A 16,766-nucleotide genomic window follows, 5' to 3' on the forward strand; every position below is an offset into this window, starting at 1 on the left:
AAAAATCGTTGCATAGCTGGGCTACGGAACTATTTTTTTTGAATAATTTTAGCAAAAATGAACAAGTATATTGGACTATTTTATATGTATATTTGGTATAAAAATACATCTGCGAAGCATATCACCGATCACAACTAAAAAATAAAATAAAGTAATAAAAATAAGTGCTCACGTACTTTTTAACATTTTAGAATATTTTAAAAAGAAGACATCGTATATTGATAAACACCAAAAACAATATTAAAGAGTGAATAAAGTACTTATTTTTTAAATAGTTTTAGATTGCAATAAATTTCTAATGCTTAATTTGGGTTAAACAGGAATAATCAATTCATACAGATTCAATTAGAGTAACTCATAAGATAATTTAACTTCAAATCAGTTTTGAATAAATTTCATTTGAAACAAATACTTTTCAACTTACAAAGAATGTTTATTTTTTTTACAACTACAATTTTCTATATAAGGGCGTGCCCCTCCGCAAGCTACGGGTCTGGCTATTCGTTCCAATCTTTTTTGGGGTTTTTGCGGGGTAAAAAAAAACCCGCAACAACCCCAAAAAAGGATTTCCACTGCTATCCCTCACGCAAAACAACTGCAATTAGCAACCATTATTTTAATCAAGTCTCTTGATACTATCCTTTTTTTTTATAATATTGTACCCTTTCAAAAATCAAACAAAACCTTTTGCAATGACTTTTAAATCTACCAATCCTTATACAAACACCACCATTTCCGAACATGAAATACTAACCCAAAACCAGTTGCAACAACACCTTCTATGGGCCACAAAGGCTTTTGATGCTTGGAAAAACACTACTTTTGATGAAAGGGCTTACAAAATGAAAAAAGTTGCCGAAATACTTAGAGCCAATATAAACGAATGGTCCTTATTGATAACCAACGAAATGGGCAAAATTTTGTCAGAATCCAAAGCCGAAATAGAAAAATCTGCCACCAATTGCGATTTTTATGCTGAAAATGCAGAACAAATGCTAAAAGACAAACCCTATAACACCCCTTTCTACAGCCGATCGGTGTATGACCCAACAGGTGCAGTTTTTGCCATTATGCCATGGAATTATCCTTTTTGGCAAGTTTTTCGATATGCAGCTCCTGCAATAATGTCAGGAAACGTAACGCTTCTCAAACATGCACCAAATGTCATTGGGTGTGCAAAAGCTATTGAAAATATTTTTTTGGAAGCGGGTTTTCCAAAAGGAGTTTTCCAGCAACTAACCATAGATGTCCCACAAATAGAAAATGTCATGGCTTCAAATATTGTACAAGGTGTTACTTTTACAGGCAGCGAAAGGGCGGGGGTTGCAGTAGCAACTTTGGCAGCAAAACACCTCAAAAAAACCGTACTAGAAATGGGGGGGTCTGATGCGTTTATTGTACTAAAAGATGCCGATTTGGAAAAAGCAGCCACAATTGCCACCCAATCCCGAATGATCAATGCCGGGCAGGCCTGTATTTGTGCCAAAAGATGTATTGTAGTGCCCGAAATTGCAGATGATTTTGCTCATCTATTTGCTATAAAAATCAAACAACTCACGCAAGGAAACCCCTTACTCGAAAACACCTCAATAGGTCCATTAGCCCGATTGGATATTGCCAATAATCTGCGTTTTCAACTCCAAGAATCGCTGCAACAAGGTGCTCAATTAATTACGGGAGGCAACAGCGATTCTTGTCATTTTCAACCCACATTGTTAGACAACGTAACCGACTCAAACATAGCTTTTCAGCAAGAAACTTTTGGCCCTTTAGCCACAATTATTAGAGCCACAAACGAACAAAATGCTATCGATTTAGCCAACAACCACCGCTACGGATTGGCTGCCTCAATATGGACAAAAGATACAGAAAAAGCTTATAATTTGGCCCGAAAAATGGAAGCAGGAAATGTTTTTGTCAATTCAATGGTTCGTTCAGATTCAAGAATACCTTTTGGAGGCATCAAAAAATCAGGATATGGCAAAGAACTAGCAAGCATTGGCATCAAAGAATTTATGAACATCAAATCCATCATCATAGAGTAGGGGAGTATCTTGGAACAAACACTTTTCTGTCATTTTGTCATAAATATTATTTTGGTACTTAATTTGAAATACCAGTTTCAAATAAACAATTTAACTTAAAAAAAATAGTACTATGACAACAGGAAAAATTAATGTTTCGGTAGAAAACATCTTCCCATTGATCAAAAAATTTCTATACAGCGACCACGAAATATTTTTGAGAGAGCTGATTTCAAACGGAACAGATGCTACCTTAAAATTAAAGCATTTAACCAGTATTGGCGAAGCAAAAGTGGAATATGGCAACCCTATTATCGAAATAAAAGTAGATAAAGAGGCCAAAAAAATCCATATTATCGACCAAGGTATTGGTATGACCGCCAGCGAAGTAGAAAAATACATCAACCAAGTGGCTTTTTCGGGTGCCGAAGAGTTTTTGGACAAATACAAAGATGCTGCAAAAGACTCTGGTATTATTGGCCATTTTGGTTTAGGATTTTACTCTGCTTTTATGGTTGCCGAAAAAGTTGAAATTTTTACTAAATCATACAAAGACGAACCTGCCGCTCACTGGACTTGCGATGGAAGCCCAGAATTTACCCTTGTTCCACACGATAAAAACACAAGAGGTACAGAAATTGTTTTGCACGTAGCCGAAGATGCTTTGGAGTTTTTAGATGATGCCAAAATTGCAGGTTTATTGAACAAATACAATAAATTTATGCCTATTCCAATTAAATTTGGAACTAAAAAAGAAGCACTCCCAAAACCAGATGACGCTCCTGAAGATTACAAAACCGAATTTGTTGAGGTAGATAACTTTATCAACAATCCAAATCCAGCTTGGACCAAGTCGCCTGCTGATTTGAAAGACGAAGATTATAAAAATTTCTACAGAGAATTGTATCCTATGCAATTTGAAGACCCTTTGTTCAATATTCATTTGAATGTTGATTATCCGTTTAATCTTACAGGAATACTGTTTTTTCCAAAGTTGGGTGCCGATTTGCAAATTCAAAAAGATAAAATCCAGCTATATCAAAACCAAGTTTATGTAACGGATAACGTGGAAGGTATAGTTCCTGAATTTTTAATGATGCTTAGAGGGGTTGTAGATTCGCCAGATATTCCTTTAAATGTGTCTCGTTCGGGACTTCAAGCCGACGGTGCTGTTAAAAAAATAGCAAACTATATTACCCGCAAAGTGGCCGACAAACTCAAATCGTTATTCAATGAAAACAGAGCCGATTTTGAACAAAAATGGAACGATATAAAAATTGTTTTGGAATATGGTATGCTTTCTGAAGATAAGTTTTATGAAAAATCGGGTGCCTTTGTATTGTATCCTACCGTAGATGACACTTATTTTACCTTGGACGAACTGAAAGAAAACCTAAAGGAAAAACAAACCGACAAAGACGGTAAACTCATTGTGTTGTATGCGGCCAACAAAGAAGCTCAACATTCTTATATAGCAACTGCAAAAGACAAAGGTTACGAGGTGCTATTGCTCGATTCGCCTATTATTTCTCACTTAATTCAAAAATTAGAAAACGATAACAAAGACCTTTCTTTTGTTCGTGTTGATGCCGATCATATCGACAATTTAATCAAAAAAGACGAAACAAGTATTTCAAAATTGAGCGACACCGAAAAAGAAACTCTTAAAACTGCCCTCGAAGCCATTGTACCCAAACAAACTTATACCGTTCAATTGGAGGCATTAGATAGCCAAGCGGCTCCTTTTATCATTACACAACCCGAGTTTATGCGACGCATGAAAGAAATGAGTCAAACAGGTGGTGGCGGTATGTTTGGAATGGGCAACTTTCCTGAAATGTATAATTTAGTTGTCAATACCAATGCCGATTTGGCCAATGTGATATTACATACAACAGATCAAGAAAAACAGCAAATCCTTGTCAATCAAGCCCTTGACTTGGCCAAACTGTCTCAAAACTTATTAAAAGGCGAAGCTTTGACAGCTTTTGTAAAACGTAGTTTTGAATTGATTAAATAGAATATTGAACTATTCAAAATAAAAGGCTGTTCCAATTGTTTTGGGACAGCCTTTTTGATTTTATTTCGTAATGTTCAAGAGATTTGTTTTTCTCACATTTTCAAAAACGTATGCTTTTCCGTATTCATTTTTAATTTTAAGGGACAAAGAAGCCATAAAAAAACGGTTTAAAACTAGGTTTAAACCGCATAAACATTGACTTTTTACATTTGTAGCGAGGACGGGAGTTGAACCCGTGACCTCAGGGTTATGAATCCTGCGCTCTAACCAACTGAGCTACCTCGCCTGGACTATTAAAACACTATATTGTTTTAATTCGAGTGCAAAGATACTATTTTTTTTGTATGATACAAATAAATTTGCAACAAAAAAAATATTTTTTGAAAAAGGCTTTTTTTTGAAAAAAAATATTTATATTTCGCCCAAAATTATTTGATTACAATGAACCCAAAACTACGTTACGAATTAGAATTGTCTATTAATGCTTCGCCACAATTGCTCTACCAATACATTTCAACACCTTCGGGTTTGTCTGAATGGTTTGCAGATAATGTGCATTCTAGAGGCGAATACTATACATTTATATGGGATAGTTCCGAAGAAAAAGCCCGATTGGCCTCCAAAAAAACAGGCGAAAGAGTAAAATTCAAATGGCTCGACGAACAAAACAAAGACACCGATTTGTTTTTTGAATTGAAAATTTTGGAAGACGAAATTACCAAAGATGTATCCATTTTAGTAACCGATTTTGCTTTTGAAGACGAAATTGAAGCCTCTAAACAATTGTGGCAAAATCAAATTGCCGACCTCAAACATGTGATAGGTTCGGTTTGATAGTTGCTTTTTTTATAGTACCTTTGCCTTAATTTTTAATTAAGAAAGGAATTTTATGGTCAATAGTAATGGAAATATTGTGGCTTCAAACAGCGAATTGTTGCATCAAAACAGGGCTTTTTTGTATGGAGATGCCGTATTTGAAACCTTAAAAATAGTCAATCATAGTATATTATTTTGGGAAGATCATTATTTTAGACTAATGGCCACCATGCGGATTGTTAGGATGGAAATTCCAATGAATTTTACCATGGAATATCTTGAAAATCAAATTTTAAGTCTTGTTCAGGCTAAAAACATTACTAATGCAGCAAGAGCCAGAATCACGGTTTATAGAGCGTCTCCTGGTTTTTATTTGCCCGAAACAAATGATGTTGGTTTTGTCATTCAAGTGGCCGAAATACCGCATAGTCAATACCAATGGAATTCGTCCAAATATGAAGTAGATTTGTATAAAGATTTTTATATATCTAAGCAATTGATTTCAAATTTAAAAACAACCAATAAAATCATCCATATTACAGGCAGTATTTTTGCAAAAGAAAACGATTTGGATAATTGCTTATTGCTCAACGAATCTAAACAGGTTACAGAGGCACTTCAAGGTAATGTTTTTGTATATATAAACCAAGTTTTGAAAACACCTCCATTGTCCGAAGGCTGTTTGAATGGTGTGATGCGAAAAAATATCATTTCATTGCTTCAAAAAAATCAATTGCTACCTATAGAAGAATCGCCAATATCTCCTTTTGAATTGCAAAAAGCTGATGAAATTTTCATCACAAACGTAGTTCAGGGCATCCAACCTATCACACATTATAGGAAAAAAACTTTTGGAAATTCGTTAGCAATCAGGCTAATAGAAATGCTAAACAACCATGTTCAAACACCATCAAAAGACGTGTAAATTTATTCCATAGTTTCTCTAATAGCTTCAAGCTTTTTTTCGATAAATTGTACTAAATTTGCCATTCTAAAAACAAAAAACATAAATCATGTCGAGCGTTATTCAATTACTTCCAGATCATGTGGCCAATCAAATTGCTGCTGGAGAGGTTGTGCAACGGCCTGCTTCGGTTGTAAAAGAACTTTTAGAAAATGCTGTAGATGCCAAAGCCTCAGACATCAAACTGATCATCAAAGAGGCTGGAAAAACATTAATTCAAGTGGTGGACAACGGACAAGGAATGAATGTTACCGATGCAAGAATGTGTTTTGAAAGACATGCAACATCTAAAATTCGATTGGCAGAAGATTTATTTTCCTTGCATACCAAGGGGTTTCGGGGCGAAGCTTTGGCCTCTATAGCAGCCATTGCTCATGTAGAGTTAAAAACAAAACCAGACCAAAACGAACTGGGTACACATATTATTATCGAAGGCAGTAAATTTATAGCACAAGAATCGGCGGTTTTGCCTATTGGCACTTCATTTGCAGTAAAAAATTTATTCTTTAACATACCTGCTCGAAGAAATTTTTTAAAATCAGATGTTATAGAACACCGTCATATTGTAGATGAGTTTCAGCGGGTTGCTATGGCCCATCCCAATATTCATTTTAGTTTTTTTCATAACGGTAGTGAATTGTACAATTTACCAAAATCAAATTTACGACAACGAATTGTTAATATTTTTGCAGGAAAAACAAACGAAAAATTAGTTCCTATTATTGAAGATACAGAAATTGTGTGTTTGCAAGGATTTGTTGCTAAACCAGAATATGCCAAAAAATCGAAAAACGAACAATTTTTCTTTGTGAACAACCGATATATCAAAAGTGGTTATTTGCACCATGCAGTCATGTCGGCTTTTGATGGACTTTTGCCCAATGGGGCTCAACCAAGTTATTTCATATATTTGGAGGTACCCCCACATTCTATTGATATCAATATCCATCCAACAAAAACCGAAATCAAATTTGACGACGAAAAGGCATTATATGCCATTTTGCGATCGGCAATCAAGCACAGTTTAGGACAATTTAATGTGTCGCCCATTTTAGATTTTGAAAGGGATGCCAATTTGGACACGCCTTATCATTACAAAGATTTGGAAGCTCAAATCCCTACGGTTGAAATAGATAGCAATTATAACCCTTTTCAAAACAGCAATAAAACACAACCTCTTTTGCCCCTAAAAAGGCAAGTGGCTGCCAATTGGGAAAGTTTATACATTGGTACAACAGAGCAAGCTTTTGATAGTCATGCAATGCTATATGAAGAAGAAGAAGTAGCAGCCTCGTTGTTTGACGAGGATATTGCCGAAAAATCTTTGCAACTCACTTATCAATTAAATAAAAAATACATCATCAGCCCTCTAAAATCAGGTATGGTAATTGTAGATCAGCAAAGGGCCCATCAAAGAATATTATACGAAGAATTTCTGTCTAATATGACTGTAAATCAAGCAGCTAGCCAACAGTTGCTATTTCCTTTAAATTTATTTTATTCTACAAATGAATTGACCATTTTGTCCGAAGTAAAACTTGCATTGCAACATTCAGGTTTTCTTTTTGATGAAAACGTAACAGACAGCGTGGTCATTTTAGGATTGCCTGTCAATGTTTCCGAATCCGAAGCCTCCATCGTTTTGGAACAATTATTGCAAGACATGCAAAACGAAATACCCGAAAATAGTTTCAGTCAAAACGATATGATTGCAAAATCAATGTCCAAAAGCTTGGGCATCAAAACAGGAAAATATTTAACAGAAAAAGAACAAGAAAATATCATCAATATGTTATTTGCTTGCAAAGAGCCCAACATGTCTCCTTTTAATAAACCAACATATATTACCATGAGAGTGGAAGATATTGATAAAAAATTTTAAAAAACTATGATGCCAATTACCGAAACCGTTAAACATTTGATCATCATCAATGTATTGATTTTTCTCTGTATGCTCTTGTCCATCTATCCACAAGCTTTGGAAGTATTTGGTTTATATGGATTTCAAGACCCCAATTTTAGGTGGTTTCAGTTGTTTACCAATATGTTTGTAAACGGCAATATATTACAAATATTATTCAATATGTACGCTTTGTATTCCTTAGGTTCAACCCTAGAACATTTTTGGGGACAACACAAATTCATGTTTTTCTATATTTCATGTGGCATAGGAGCAGGACTTATTAGCAATGTCATCAATCAAGTCTTTCAAATCAATCCCATCTCGTTTGTATATGGATCTACAGGTGCTATTTTTGGATTGTTAATTGCCTTCGGATTCATGTTTCCCGAAGCGGGTTTGATGTTCTTTTTTATTCCATATCCCATAAAAGCGAAATATTTTATTCCAGGTATTATTGCGCTCGATTTGGTTTTTTCCTTCGGACTAGGCCCCATCATCCATGGCGATGGTAGGTTTGAACATATTGGAGGGGCTTTAGTAGGATTTATCATGATGAGTTTTTGGAAAAAAAATCAATACAAAAATTAGAATTTCACCTAATAATCAACAGCATGAGTTCAATATTAAACGATTTGAAACACCAATACAATGTGGGTGGTTTTGCCCAACGATTGATATTTTGGAACATCGGTATTTTTATTATTTCGTTGTTTTTTATACAATCTAATTTTTTTGAAAACATTTTTGCCCTAAGTTCCAATCCCAAAAATTTAATCACAAAGCCTTGGACAATAGTGAGTTATGGATTTTTCCATCACCAAATATTCGATTTAATTGTCAATATGCTTTTGTTACAATTTGCTTGCAGGTGGTTTACCACTTTTTTTAACGAAAAACAACTTCAAGGGTTGTATTTCTTAGGAATCGTATGTTCTGGAGCCTTTTTTATTTTGTGGTTCTATTTTCAAGGTATTTATTTTCAAATGGTTGGTGCCTCTGCCGCCATCATGACCATATTAATGGCCGCAACCGTATATGCACCGTTAGTGCCCATACCTGTTTTTTTTATCGGCAAATTAAAACTTTGGATGATCACAGCCACCATTATTTTGTTTGACCTACTAGCCCTAAAATCAGACAATATGGGAGGACATTTGTCTCATTTAGTAGGTGCATTTTTGGGATTTCTATTTGTCAAATTCATTCAAAATGGCACCGATTTGAGCCGTTGGTATAGCCTTTTATCAAACCAATTGAACATCCTTTTGGGCAAGTCTAAACCCAACCCTTTCCGAAAAATAGAACGCAATTACAACACTACAAGCACTGTACAAAAAAAGAATCCTACTATTGTAATCAAAGACCAACACCAACAACAAGTAGATGCCATTTTAGACAAAATTAGCTTATCGGGCTACGACAGCCTGTCGCAAGACGAAAAAGATTTTCTGTTCAAAATAAAGTAAATGCCACTAAAAGCATCCCAAAATAAAACAGCCTACAATGTAGCCAAGTATTTTAAATTTAAATATTGTATTACAAAAAATGGTTTTATTGTATAGCAATATTTGAAGCCGCTACATTTGGCATTTTCACGCAGGGACAGTTTCCGCCTTACGCTACAATCTTTTTGTTTTTAAAGAAAAAACAAAAAGGATTTCCACTCCAGTCGGGGCTATATGGCAGCTGCAGTCTGTGTAACCTATGTTTTTTTTAAGAGGAAAGAGAAAAGAGGAAAGAGAAAAGAGAAAAGAGAAAAGAGAAAAGAGAAAAGAGAAAAGAGAAAAGAGAAAAGAGGAAAGAGAAAAGAAGAAAATAACAAACCTCAAAGGTGGAGGATAAATTTTGAAAGAAAACAATAAAATTTATTCCTTCTCTTTTTTTGATTAGTTATTGTAGCTTCGTCTCCCTCTCCTTTGGGGAGGGTTGGGAGGGGACTATATATTACTAATCCTCCCCCCGTCCCCCTCCAAAGGAGGGTGTAACATTAACCGAAAATAGAACAAAATAAAATACTCTAAAACGTCCGAAGAAAATTTCTTTAAAATCATTTATAATTTACACCCCACCTCAAAGGTTATAAAACTTTGAGGTTTGTTGTTATTCTTATTTTAATTGGCTATTTATGTAAAAATTAAGATCGAAATAATTCCATTGTCCGATTATGCAACCCTTTTTTTGAAATTTTTTTTTCTAAAAAATAACTTACTTTGCCTTTCACTATCGCTCGGAACGCTGCTTGGGATTATTTTATCCCTGTATTTTGGTATCAATCAACATTAAATAACTTATTTTTTAAAAGAATTTTATTTTTTTGATAATGCAAAAAACCTTCTTTTTCCAATTCATTGATAATGATATTAAAAGTTGGCCTAGAGGTACCAACGAGTTTAGCTATTTCGCTTTGTGAATATGGGTTTTGTATCAAAATTTCGCTATTTGCAAGTACCGTACTGGGTTGGTCTTCTTTTAATTCTTTGATAAACTCTATGATTCTTGTTCGGGTATCTCTAAAAAGCATGATTTGATACCGACGTTCTATTTTTTTTAGTTTCAAACCAATAAATTTATAAATACTTGTACTAAATGACCTGTTGCCTCGCACCAAATCTTCGGCCTGATGTAGGGTAACAGAGCATAGCGAGGTTGTTTTGTCCACGGCTTGTGCAAATTCTTTTCGGTGAGTTTCGTTTAATAAAATATTTTCGCCAAAAATATCACCTTTTTTTAAGTATGCAGTTACATATTCTTCACCAGCATCGTCTATGAAACCTATTTTTACTTTGCCCTCATTTACTAAATAAATGGTACTCGAAACATCGCCCTGAAAATAAATGTAATCGCCTTTTGTATAATAAATATATTCATGTTCGGATGAATATGCTTTGAATTTGTGAGGACAAATCAATGAAAATAAATTGACATCTTCAAATACCCAATAATTTGCCATTTTTAAAATTGGTATTTATATTCGAGGTTTGCAACAAAACTTCGGGTTAAACCATCAGGACGGGCTTCTCTTACTTTTAAAGGGCTTCCTATATTGAGTTGTAAAGCATTTTTTTCGTTGATTTTGTAATCAAAATACATGTTGGCATTGAGTGTAATACCTTGTGAACCTGAAATGGTTTTGGAGTTACCCAATAGGTCTGTATATTGGTCGTTTTTTAGATGGTAAATTGGTAAGGCACTGGCTGTAAATTGGAGTTTTTGGGTTAGTTCAAATGGGTATGCTATACGAAGCAATACATCGCCACTACGTTTGAAATTATTGGTAGATTGAAATAATCGTAAATTGGCATTTGTTGGATAAACTTCGGCCAAAAATTGGTTTTTGTTTTGAGAAATTGGGAGTTGTACTGCTGCTACAAGTTGCAATTTGTTTATTTTGTAGCCCAATCCTGCTACTAAGTCAAGGGTTCCAAGGCTAGATTGATAATCCATTGGCAATGGATTGTTGTTGTTTGTAGCATTTCCGTTTTGTAATGGCAATTTGACCCCAAAGGTAGCGGTAAGTTTTGGATTGATGATTCGATTGGCATTCAAAAACAAATCGCCTAAGCCAAAAGTGGCTATGCCGTTGCCATTTTGAGATAAGGATGTCAGTTTGGCATCGAGGCTCCAGCTGGCATCGAGTTGCCTGTTGTATTCTATGTAATTACCCCACACGGCTATATTGTGGTCTGCACCACCAAAAAAAGCCCCTATTTTGAGTTGGTTTTGAGGTGTATTGGTGGTTTCGTGTGGTTTGAAGCTATTGAGGGTACAAAAACCGGCATCGCTACAGCCTTGTGCCAATAGGGTTGTAGCCTTGAGGCCTAAAAGTAATGTACCTAAAAGGAATAGATTTTTTTGTAGTTTCATAAGGATTGTTTTGTTATGTTATTGTAATTGGATTTCAAAAATACAATTTATATATGATGAGTTCAAAATAATAGAGTGTTTTTTTTGATATTTTTTTGAAAAAAGGGCTATTGTAAGGAACTACTTTTAGGCAATACGAATGGTATGTGTTGATTAATAGTATTTTAGGAAATGGTTGTTTATTGGATAGTGAACGAGGTTTTTATTTGATAATGAGCTGCGGCACTATGAAAGGTTTTTTTTAGGAACATGGGAGGTACAATTCGAGAACCATTGGGCATTTTTAGCCCTGATTGTAGTGGAAATCCTTTTTGTTTTTTCTTTAAAAACAAAAAGATTGCAACGAAAAGCAGGTATTGGCTCCAAGAAAAAAATAAATATCCCTTGAAAAATGGGGTTTGAGGGTTGGTTTTTAAAAAAAAACAGAAATGTTAATAAATTTGACTTTTATAAACGATATTATTTTGTATTTTTACGCTTCAAAAATCATATTAAAAAATGGGCAAAATTATTGCAATTGCAAATCAAAAAGGTGGTGTTGGAAAAACCACAACCTCTATCAATCTTGCTGCAGCACTTGGTGTTTTAGAGAAAAAAGTATTACTTATAGATGCAGACCCACAGGCAAATGCAAGCTCTGGACTAGGGATTGATGTTGAAAATGTAGAAGTGGGTACTTATCAATTGTTGGAACATAGCAATACGGCACAAGAGGCTATTGTGAGTTGTAGTGCTCCAAATGTGGATTTGATACCGGCACATATAGACCTTGTGGCTATTGAAATTGAGTTGGTTGATAAGGAAAACCGAGAGTATATGATGAAGCAAGCCTTGGACCTTGTTAGAGATAATTATGATTATATTTTGATAGATTGTGCTCCTTCGTTGGGTTTGCTTACGTTAAATGCTTTGACTTGTGCAGATTCTGTTGTAATTCCTATTCAGTGTGAGTATTTTGCATTGGAGGGTTTGGGTAAATTATTGAATACGATAAAAAGTGTTCAGAAAATACACAATCCTGAGTTGGATATAGAAGGATTGTTACTCACGATGTATGATGCCCGACTGCGTTTGTCTAATCAAGTGGTGGATGAGGTGCAGAAGCATTTTAGCGAAATGGTTTTTAAAACGATTATTCAACGCAATATTAAGTTGAGTGAGGCACCAAGTTTTGGTGAAAGTATCATTAATTTTGATGCCACGAGCAAAGGTGCTTCGAATTATTTGAGTTTGGCCGAAGAAATAATCAAAAGAAATACAAGTAAATAGTTTTTATGTCGAAAGCAATAAAAAAGCAAGCTTTAGGAAGAGGGTTATCTGCATTATTGAAAGATCCCGAGAATAATATACAATCTGTAGAGGATAAAAATGCAGATAAAGTAGTGGGCAATATCATTGAACTAGAAATAGCGGCTATTGATATCAATCCTTTTCAGCCAAGAAGTAATTTTAACGAAGAAACACTTCAGGAACTGGCAACATCTATACGGGAATTGGGGGTAATTCAGCCCATAACGGTACGTAAAATAGAGTTTAACAAATACCAATTGATTTCGGGAGAACGTCGTTTGCGGGCCTCTGTATTGACGGGTTTAACCACCGTTCCGGCATATATAAGAATTGCAAACGACCACGAATCGTTAACGATGGCTTTGGTAGAAAATATTCAAAGACACGATTTGGATCCTATAGAAATTGCGATTTCATATCAAAGATTGATGGACGAAATTCAATTGACACAAGAACAAATGAGCGAAAGAGTGGGAAAAAAACGTTCTACTATTGCTAATTACTTGCGGTTATTGAAATTAGATCCGATTATTCAGACAGGAATTAGAGACGGATTTATATCAATGGGACACGGTAGGGCCATCATCAATATTGAGGATTTGGATATTCAGGCACAAATTTATCAAAAAATTGTGAGTCAGAATTTGTCTGTTAGAGATACAGAATCGTTGGTAAAAAATTATCAAGAGGGGTTGAAACCAAAGCCAGAGTTACCAAAAGTATCTGGGTTTGATATTGATGACACTAAGAAAAGAGAAATAAATAATTTTTTTGGTACCAAGGTAGATGTAAAAGTAGCCTCTAATGGTAAGGGAAAAATTACAATACCTTTTCGGTCTGAAGCGGATTTTCAAAGAATATTAAGTCTTATTCAATCTTAAGTGGGCAAGTATTATTACATCCTATTGTTGGTTTTGAGTATGAAGCAAACTATTGTTTTATCTCAAGACGTTAAAGAAATTCCTTTGATAGCAAAAGATTCTATAAAAAAAACAGATGATATTAATCCGTTAGCTCCAACTAAAGCTGCATTTTACTCGGCATTAGTGCCTGGTTTAGGTCAGGCTTATAATAAAAAATATTGGAAAATCCCATTGGTTTATACTGCCATTGGGATTTCTGTATATTCGTACATTACGAGCAACACCAAGTACCATACGTTTAGAGACGCATATAAACGCCGATTAGAAGGATATTCTGATGATAGTTTGAGCTATTTGGACAGTTCGAGGCTCTTGGCGGGTCAGAAATTCTACCAACGAAATCGTGATTTGTCTGCTTTTTTCATCATTGGCTTTTATGTATTGAATATAGTCGATGCAAATGTAGATGCTCATTTGATGCAGTTTAATGTAAACGATAATTTATCCATAAAACCAGATATTCAACAAAACGATTTGAACAAACAAAATCAGTTTGCACTTACTTTGAATTATCATTTTTAGAGTTACAATATTGATAAAATAACATAGCAACAACACAACACAAAATCATTATATACATGAAAATAGCACTTTTGGGATATGGCAAAATGGGAAAAGTAATTGAAAGAATTGCTTTGGAAAGAGGACATAAAATTGTATTGAAAAAAGATGAGTTTAATACATTTGATGGATTGCAAACAGCTGATGTTGCAATAGATTTTAGTATTCCTTCAGCAGCGGTTTGTAACATTTCGGAATGTTTGCACACTAATATACCAGTAGTTTCAGGAACAACAGGTTGGCTAGACCAATATGACGACATGGTAGCTTTGTGCAACCAACAAAAAGGAGCTTTGATATCGAGTTCCAATTTTAGTTTGGGAGTCAATATTTTTTTTGAATTAAATGAATATTTAGCTAAAATCATGTCGAAATTTGACCAATATAAAGTTTCGATGGAAGAAATTCATCATACCCAAAAGCTTGATGCACCCAGCGGAACTGCCATATCGTTAGCAAAAGGAGTTATAGAAAACAGCAGGTATCAAAATTGGACATTGGAAAATCCAGCGGAGCATGAAATTAAAATTGATGCCAAACGGATAGAGAATGTACCAGGAACACACCTTGTTTTTTATAATTCTGAGGTAGATTTAATCGAAATCAAGCACCATGCACACAATCGTGAGGGGTTTGCTTTAGGAGCGGTTTTGGCTGCAGAATGGCTCGTTGGTAAACAAGGGGTGTTTTCTATGCGAGATGTATTGGAACTAAAATAATGATTAAAAAATTTCATTTATCAATTTAAAAATACTGTAATATGACAATGTTTCAATGGTTTGTTTTTTTTATAATAATACAAGTAATCCATTTTTTTGGAACTTGGAAAATGTATGTGGCTGCAGGTAGAAAAGCTTGGGAAGCTGCCATTCCAGTGTATAATGCCATCGTGTTGATGAAAATAATTAATAGACCTACTTGGTACACCTTGTTGTTGTTTGTACCAGTTGTAAATTTGATGATGTTTCCCGTTCTTTGGGTTGAAACTATTAGAAGTTTTGGAAAAAACAGCACCAAAGATACTTGGTTAGCCATTTTAACGTTTGGTTTTTATTTGTATTACATCAATTATACCCAACAACTAACCTATATTGCAGACCGAAGTTTAAAGCCAACCAACATGGTTGCAGATACAGTGAGTTCGTTGGTTTTTGCATTAATTGTTGCTACTGTGGTGCATACTTATGTATTGCAACCGTTTCAAATTCCTACTTCTTCTTTAGAAAAATCATTGCTTGTAGGGGATTTTTTGTTTGTAAGTAAATTAAACTACGGCGCCAGACCTCAAATGACTGCTGTGGCGGCTCCTATGTTGCACGATACCCTTCCGATTGTTAATGTAAAATCGTATTTGAACACACCGCAATATCCTTATTTTAGGTTGCCAGGTTTTCAAAAAATTGAACATTGCGATATTGTAGTCTTTAATTGGCCCGTAGATACTGTTTACAAATTTTTTGACCAATCGGGCAGAAAAGGAGTCATGAAACCCATAGACAAAAAATCCAATTATGTAAAACGTTGTGTGGGGCTGCCTGGCGACAGTTTGTCAATCAAAAACGGTGTTATATATATCAACAACAAAGAATTGAATTTGCCAGAACGAGCAAAACCACAATTTTCTTACTTGGTGGCGATTGACAACAAAACACCATTGGAATTTGAGTCTGTTTTTCAAGAATTGGATATTACTGATGGTGCAGGATTTACGACTGAAAATCGCGACACCATTTATATAAAGGCCATGACTTCCGCTGCTGCTGCACGATTGAAAAATTTGCCTGGAATTAAATCAGTAACAAGAATTATTGCAAAAGATGTAGAAAAACCAGAAGTTTTTCCTCAAATACACAAATGGAATGTAGATAATTATGGGCCAATATACATACCAAAAAAAGGTGCAACAGTAGCATTAAATAGCGCTACATTACCGTTTTATAAACGAATAATTGGCGTTTATGAAGGAAATGATTTAAAAGTAAACGGCAACGAAATTAGAATTAATGGACAAATTGCTACAAAATATACTTTCAAACAAGATTATTTTTGGATGATGGGAGACAACCGCCACAACTCTGAAGACAGTAGGTTTTGGGGCTATGTTCCCGAAGACCATGTTGTTGGAAAACCTGTGTTTATTTGGTTGAGTTTGGATCCAAACCAAAAAGGGTTGCATAAAATTCGATGGGAGCGTATGTTTACAACAGTAAGCGGCACCGGGCAACCACAATCTTATTTTAAATATTTTCTTGTATTATTGGCCATTTATTTTGTTGGTGACTATTTTTGGAAAAAAAGAAAAGCTGACAAAGAATAATTTCTTAATCCTAAAAAAATGTAATGCTCATAAAAATGTTTAAAAGAATAGGTTAAAAACTTTTACTTTTAAACATTTTTTTGT

At 34.7% G+C, this 16,766-nt stretch carries 15 protein-coding genes and 1 tRNA gene; 13 read left to right on the forward strand and 3 right to left on the reverse strand.

Going from position 1 to position 16,766, the window contains the following annotated elements; genetic code table 11:
* Positions 1–692 precede the first annotated feature (692 nt).
* Both B0A58_RS02535 and htpG read left to right on the forward strand, forming a co-directional pair.
* The gene (locus B0A58_RS02535; protein WP_089079780.1) at positions 693–2,045 is read left to right on the forward strand and encodes an NAD-dependent succinate-semialdehyde dehydrogenase; all 1,353 of its coding nucleotides are present in this window, start codon (positions 693–695) and stop codon (positions 2,043–2,045) included.
* Positions 2,046–2,157: 112 nt separating this feature from the next.
* The gene (gene htpG, locus B0A58_RS02540) at positions 2,158–4,044 is read left to right on the forward strand and encodes a molecular chaperone HtpG (protein WP_089079749.1); all 1,887 of its coding nucleotides are present in this window, start codon (positions 2,158–2,160) and stop codon (positions 4,042–4,044) included.
* A 212-nt stretch (positions 4,045–4,256) separates the two neighbouring features.
* Here htpG and B0A58_RS02545 read toward each other — a convergent pair.
* Positions 4,257–4,330: transfer RNA gene (locus B0A58_RS02545), tRNA-Met, on the reverse strand.
* A gap of 155 nt (positions 4,331–4,485) precedes the next feature.
* Here B0A58_RS02545 and B0A58_RS02550 point away from each other — a divergent pair.
* The 6 genes from B0A58_RS02550 to B0A58_RS02575 all read left to right on the forward strand — a co-directional run bounded on the left by B0A58_RS02550 (position 4,486) and on the right by B0A58_RS02575 (position 9,589).
* Positions 4,486–4,878 carry an START-like domain-containing protein gene (locus tag B0A58_RS02550; protein WP_089079781.1) on the forward strand — a complete coding sequence of 131 codons (393 nt, stop codon included), beginning with the start codon at positions 4,486–4,488 and terminating at the stop codon, positions 4,876–4,878.
* A gap of 55 nt (positions 4,879–4,933) precedes the next feature.
* Positions 4,934–5,785 (forward strand): aminotransferase class IV, encoded by an 852-nt coding sequence (locus tag B0A58_RS02555; protein ID WP_089079750.1) that lies wholly within the window; start codon positions 4,934–4,936, stop codon positions 5,783–5,785.
* Positions 5,786–5,873: 88 nt separating this feature from the next.
* Positions 5,874–7,706 carry a DNA mismatch repair endonuclease MutL gene (gene mutL / locus B0A58_RS02560; RefSeq protein WP_089079751.1) on the forward strand — a complete coding sequence of 611 codons (1,833 nt, stop codon included), beginning with the start codon at positions 5,874–5,876 and terminating at the stop codon, positions 7,704–7,706.
* 6 nt (positions 7,707–7,712) lie between these two features.
* On the forward strand, positions 7,713–8,315 hold the full coding sequence (locus B0A58_RS02565; protein WP_014083632.1) for a rhomboid family intramembrane serine protease: 603 nt from the start codon (positions 7,713–7,715) through the stop codon (positions 8,313–8,315).
* 23 nt (positions 8,316–8,338) lie between these two features.
* A complete protein-coding gene (locus B0A58_RS02570) occupies positions 8,339–9,193 on the forward strand; it encodes a rhomboid family intramembrane serine protease (protein ID WP_089079782.1) in 855 nt (284 codons plus the stop codon).
* 213 nt (positions 9,194–9,406) lie between these two features.
* Positions 9,407–9,589: a hypothetical protein gene (locus B0A58_RS02575; protein WP_089079752.1), complete on the forward strand. Its 183-nt coding sequence runs from the start codon at positions 9,407–9,409 to the stop codon at positions 9,587–9,589.
* Between the two features lie 407 nt (positions 9,590–9,996).
* On the opposite strand, the gene B0A58_RS02580 is transcribed toward B0A58_RS02575, so the two are convergent.
* Both B0A58_RS02580 and B0A58_RS02585 read right to left on the reverse strand, forming a co-directional pair.
* Complete coding sequence (locus B0A58_RS02580; RefSeq protein WP_089079753.1) at positions 9,997–10,677, reverse strand: Crp/Fnr family transcriptional regulator; 681 nt, start codon at positions 10,675–10,677, stop codon at positions 9,997–9,999.
* Positions 10,678–10,679: 2 nt separating this feature from the next.
* A complete protein-coding gene (locus tag B0A58_RS02585) occupies positions 10,680–11,591 on the reverse strand; it encodes a hypothetical protein (RefSeq protein ID WP_089079754.1) in 912 nt (303 codons plus the stop codon).
* A gap of 498 nt (positions 11,592–12,089) precedes the next feature.
* On the opposite strand from B0A58_RS02585, the gene B0A58_RS02590 reads away from it, so the two are divergent.
* The 5 genes from B0A58_RS02590 to lepB are packed head-to-tail and all read left to right on the forward strand — an operon-like array spanning position 12,090 to position 16,682.
* On the forward strand, positions 12,090–12,860 hold the full coding sequence (locus B0A58_RS02590; protein ID WP_014083636.1) for a ParA family protein: 771 nt from the start codon (positions 12,090–12,092) through the stop codon (positions 12,858–12,860).
* A gap of 5 nt (positions 12,861–12,865) precedes the next feature.
* Positions 12,866–13,762 (forward strand): ParB/RepB/Spo0J family partition protein, encoded by an 897-nt coding sequence (locus B0A58_RS02595; protein WP_089079755.1) that lies wholly within the window; start codon positions 12,866–12,868, stop codon positions 13,760–13,762.
* Positions 13,763–13,801: 39 nt separating this feature from the next.
* On the forward strand, positions 13,802–14,326 hold the full coding sequence (locus B0A58_RS02600) for a DUF5683 domain-containing protein (RefSeq protein WP_050881273.1): 525 nt from the start codon (positions 13,802–13,804) through the stop codon (positions 14,324–14,326).
* Positions 14,327–14,382: 56 nt separating this feature from the next.
* A complete protein-coding gene (dapB, locus tag B0A58_RS02605; protein ID WP_089079757.1) occupies positions 14,383–15,084 on the forward strand; it encodes a 4-hydroxy-tetrahydrodipicolinate reductase in 702 nt (233 codons plus the stop codon).
* Positions 15,085–15,125: 41 nt separating this feature from the next.
* Positions 15,126–16,682 (forward strand): signal peptidase I, encoded by a 1,557-nt coding sequence (gene lepB / locus B0A58_RS02610; protein ID WP_089079758.1) that lies wholly within the window; start codon positions 15,126–15,128, stop codon positions 16,680–16,682.
* The last annotated feature ends 84 nt before the right edge of the window (positions 16,683–16,766 follow it).

It is taken from the genome of Flavobacterium branchiophilum NBRC 15030 = ATCC 35035 (genome assembly GCF_002217205.1).
Taxonomy (GTDB): domain Bacteria; phylum Bacteroidota; class Bacteroidia; order Flavobacteriales; family Flavobacteriaceae; genus Flavobacterium; species Flavobacterium branchiophilum.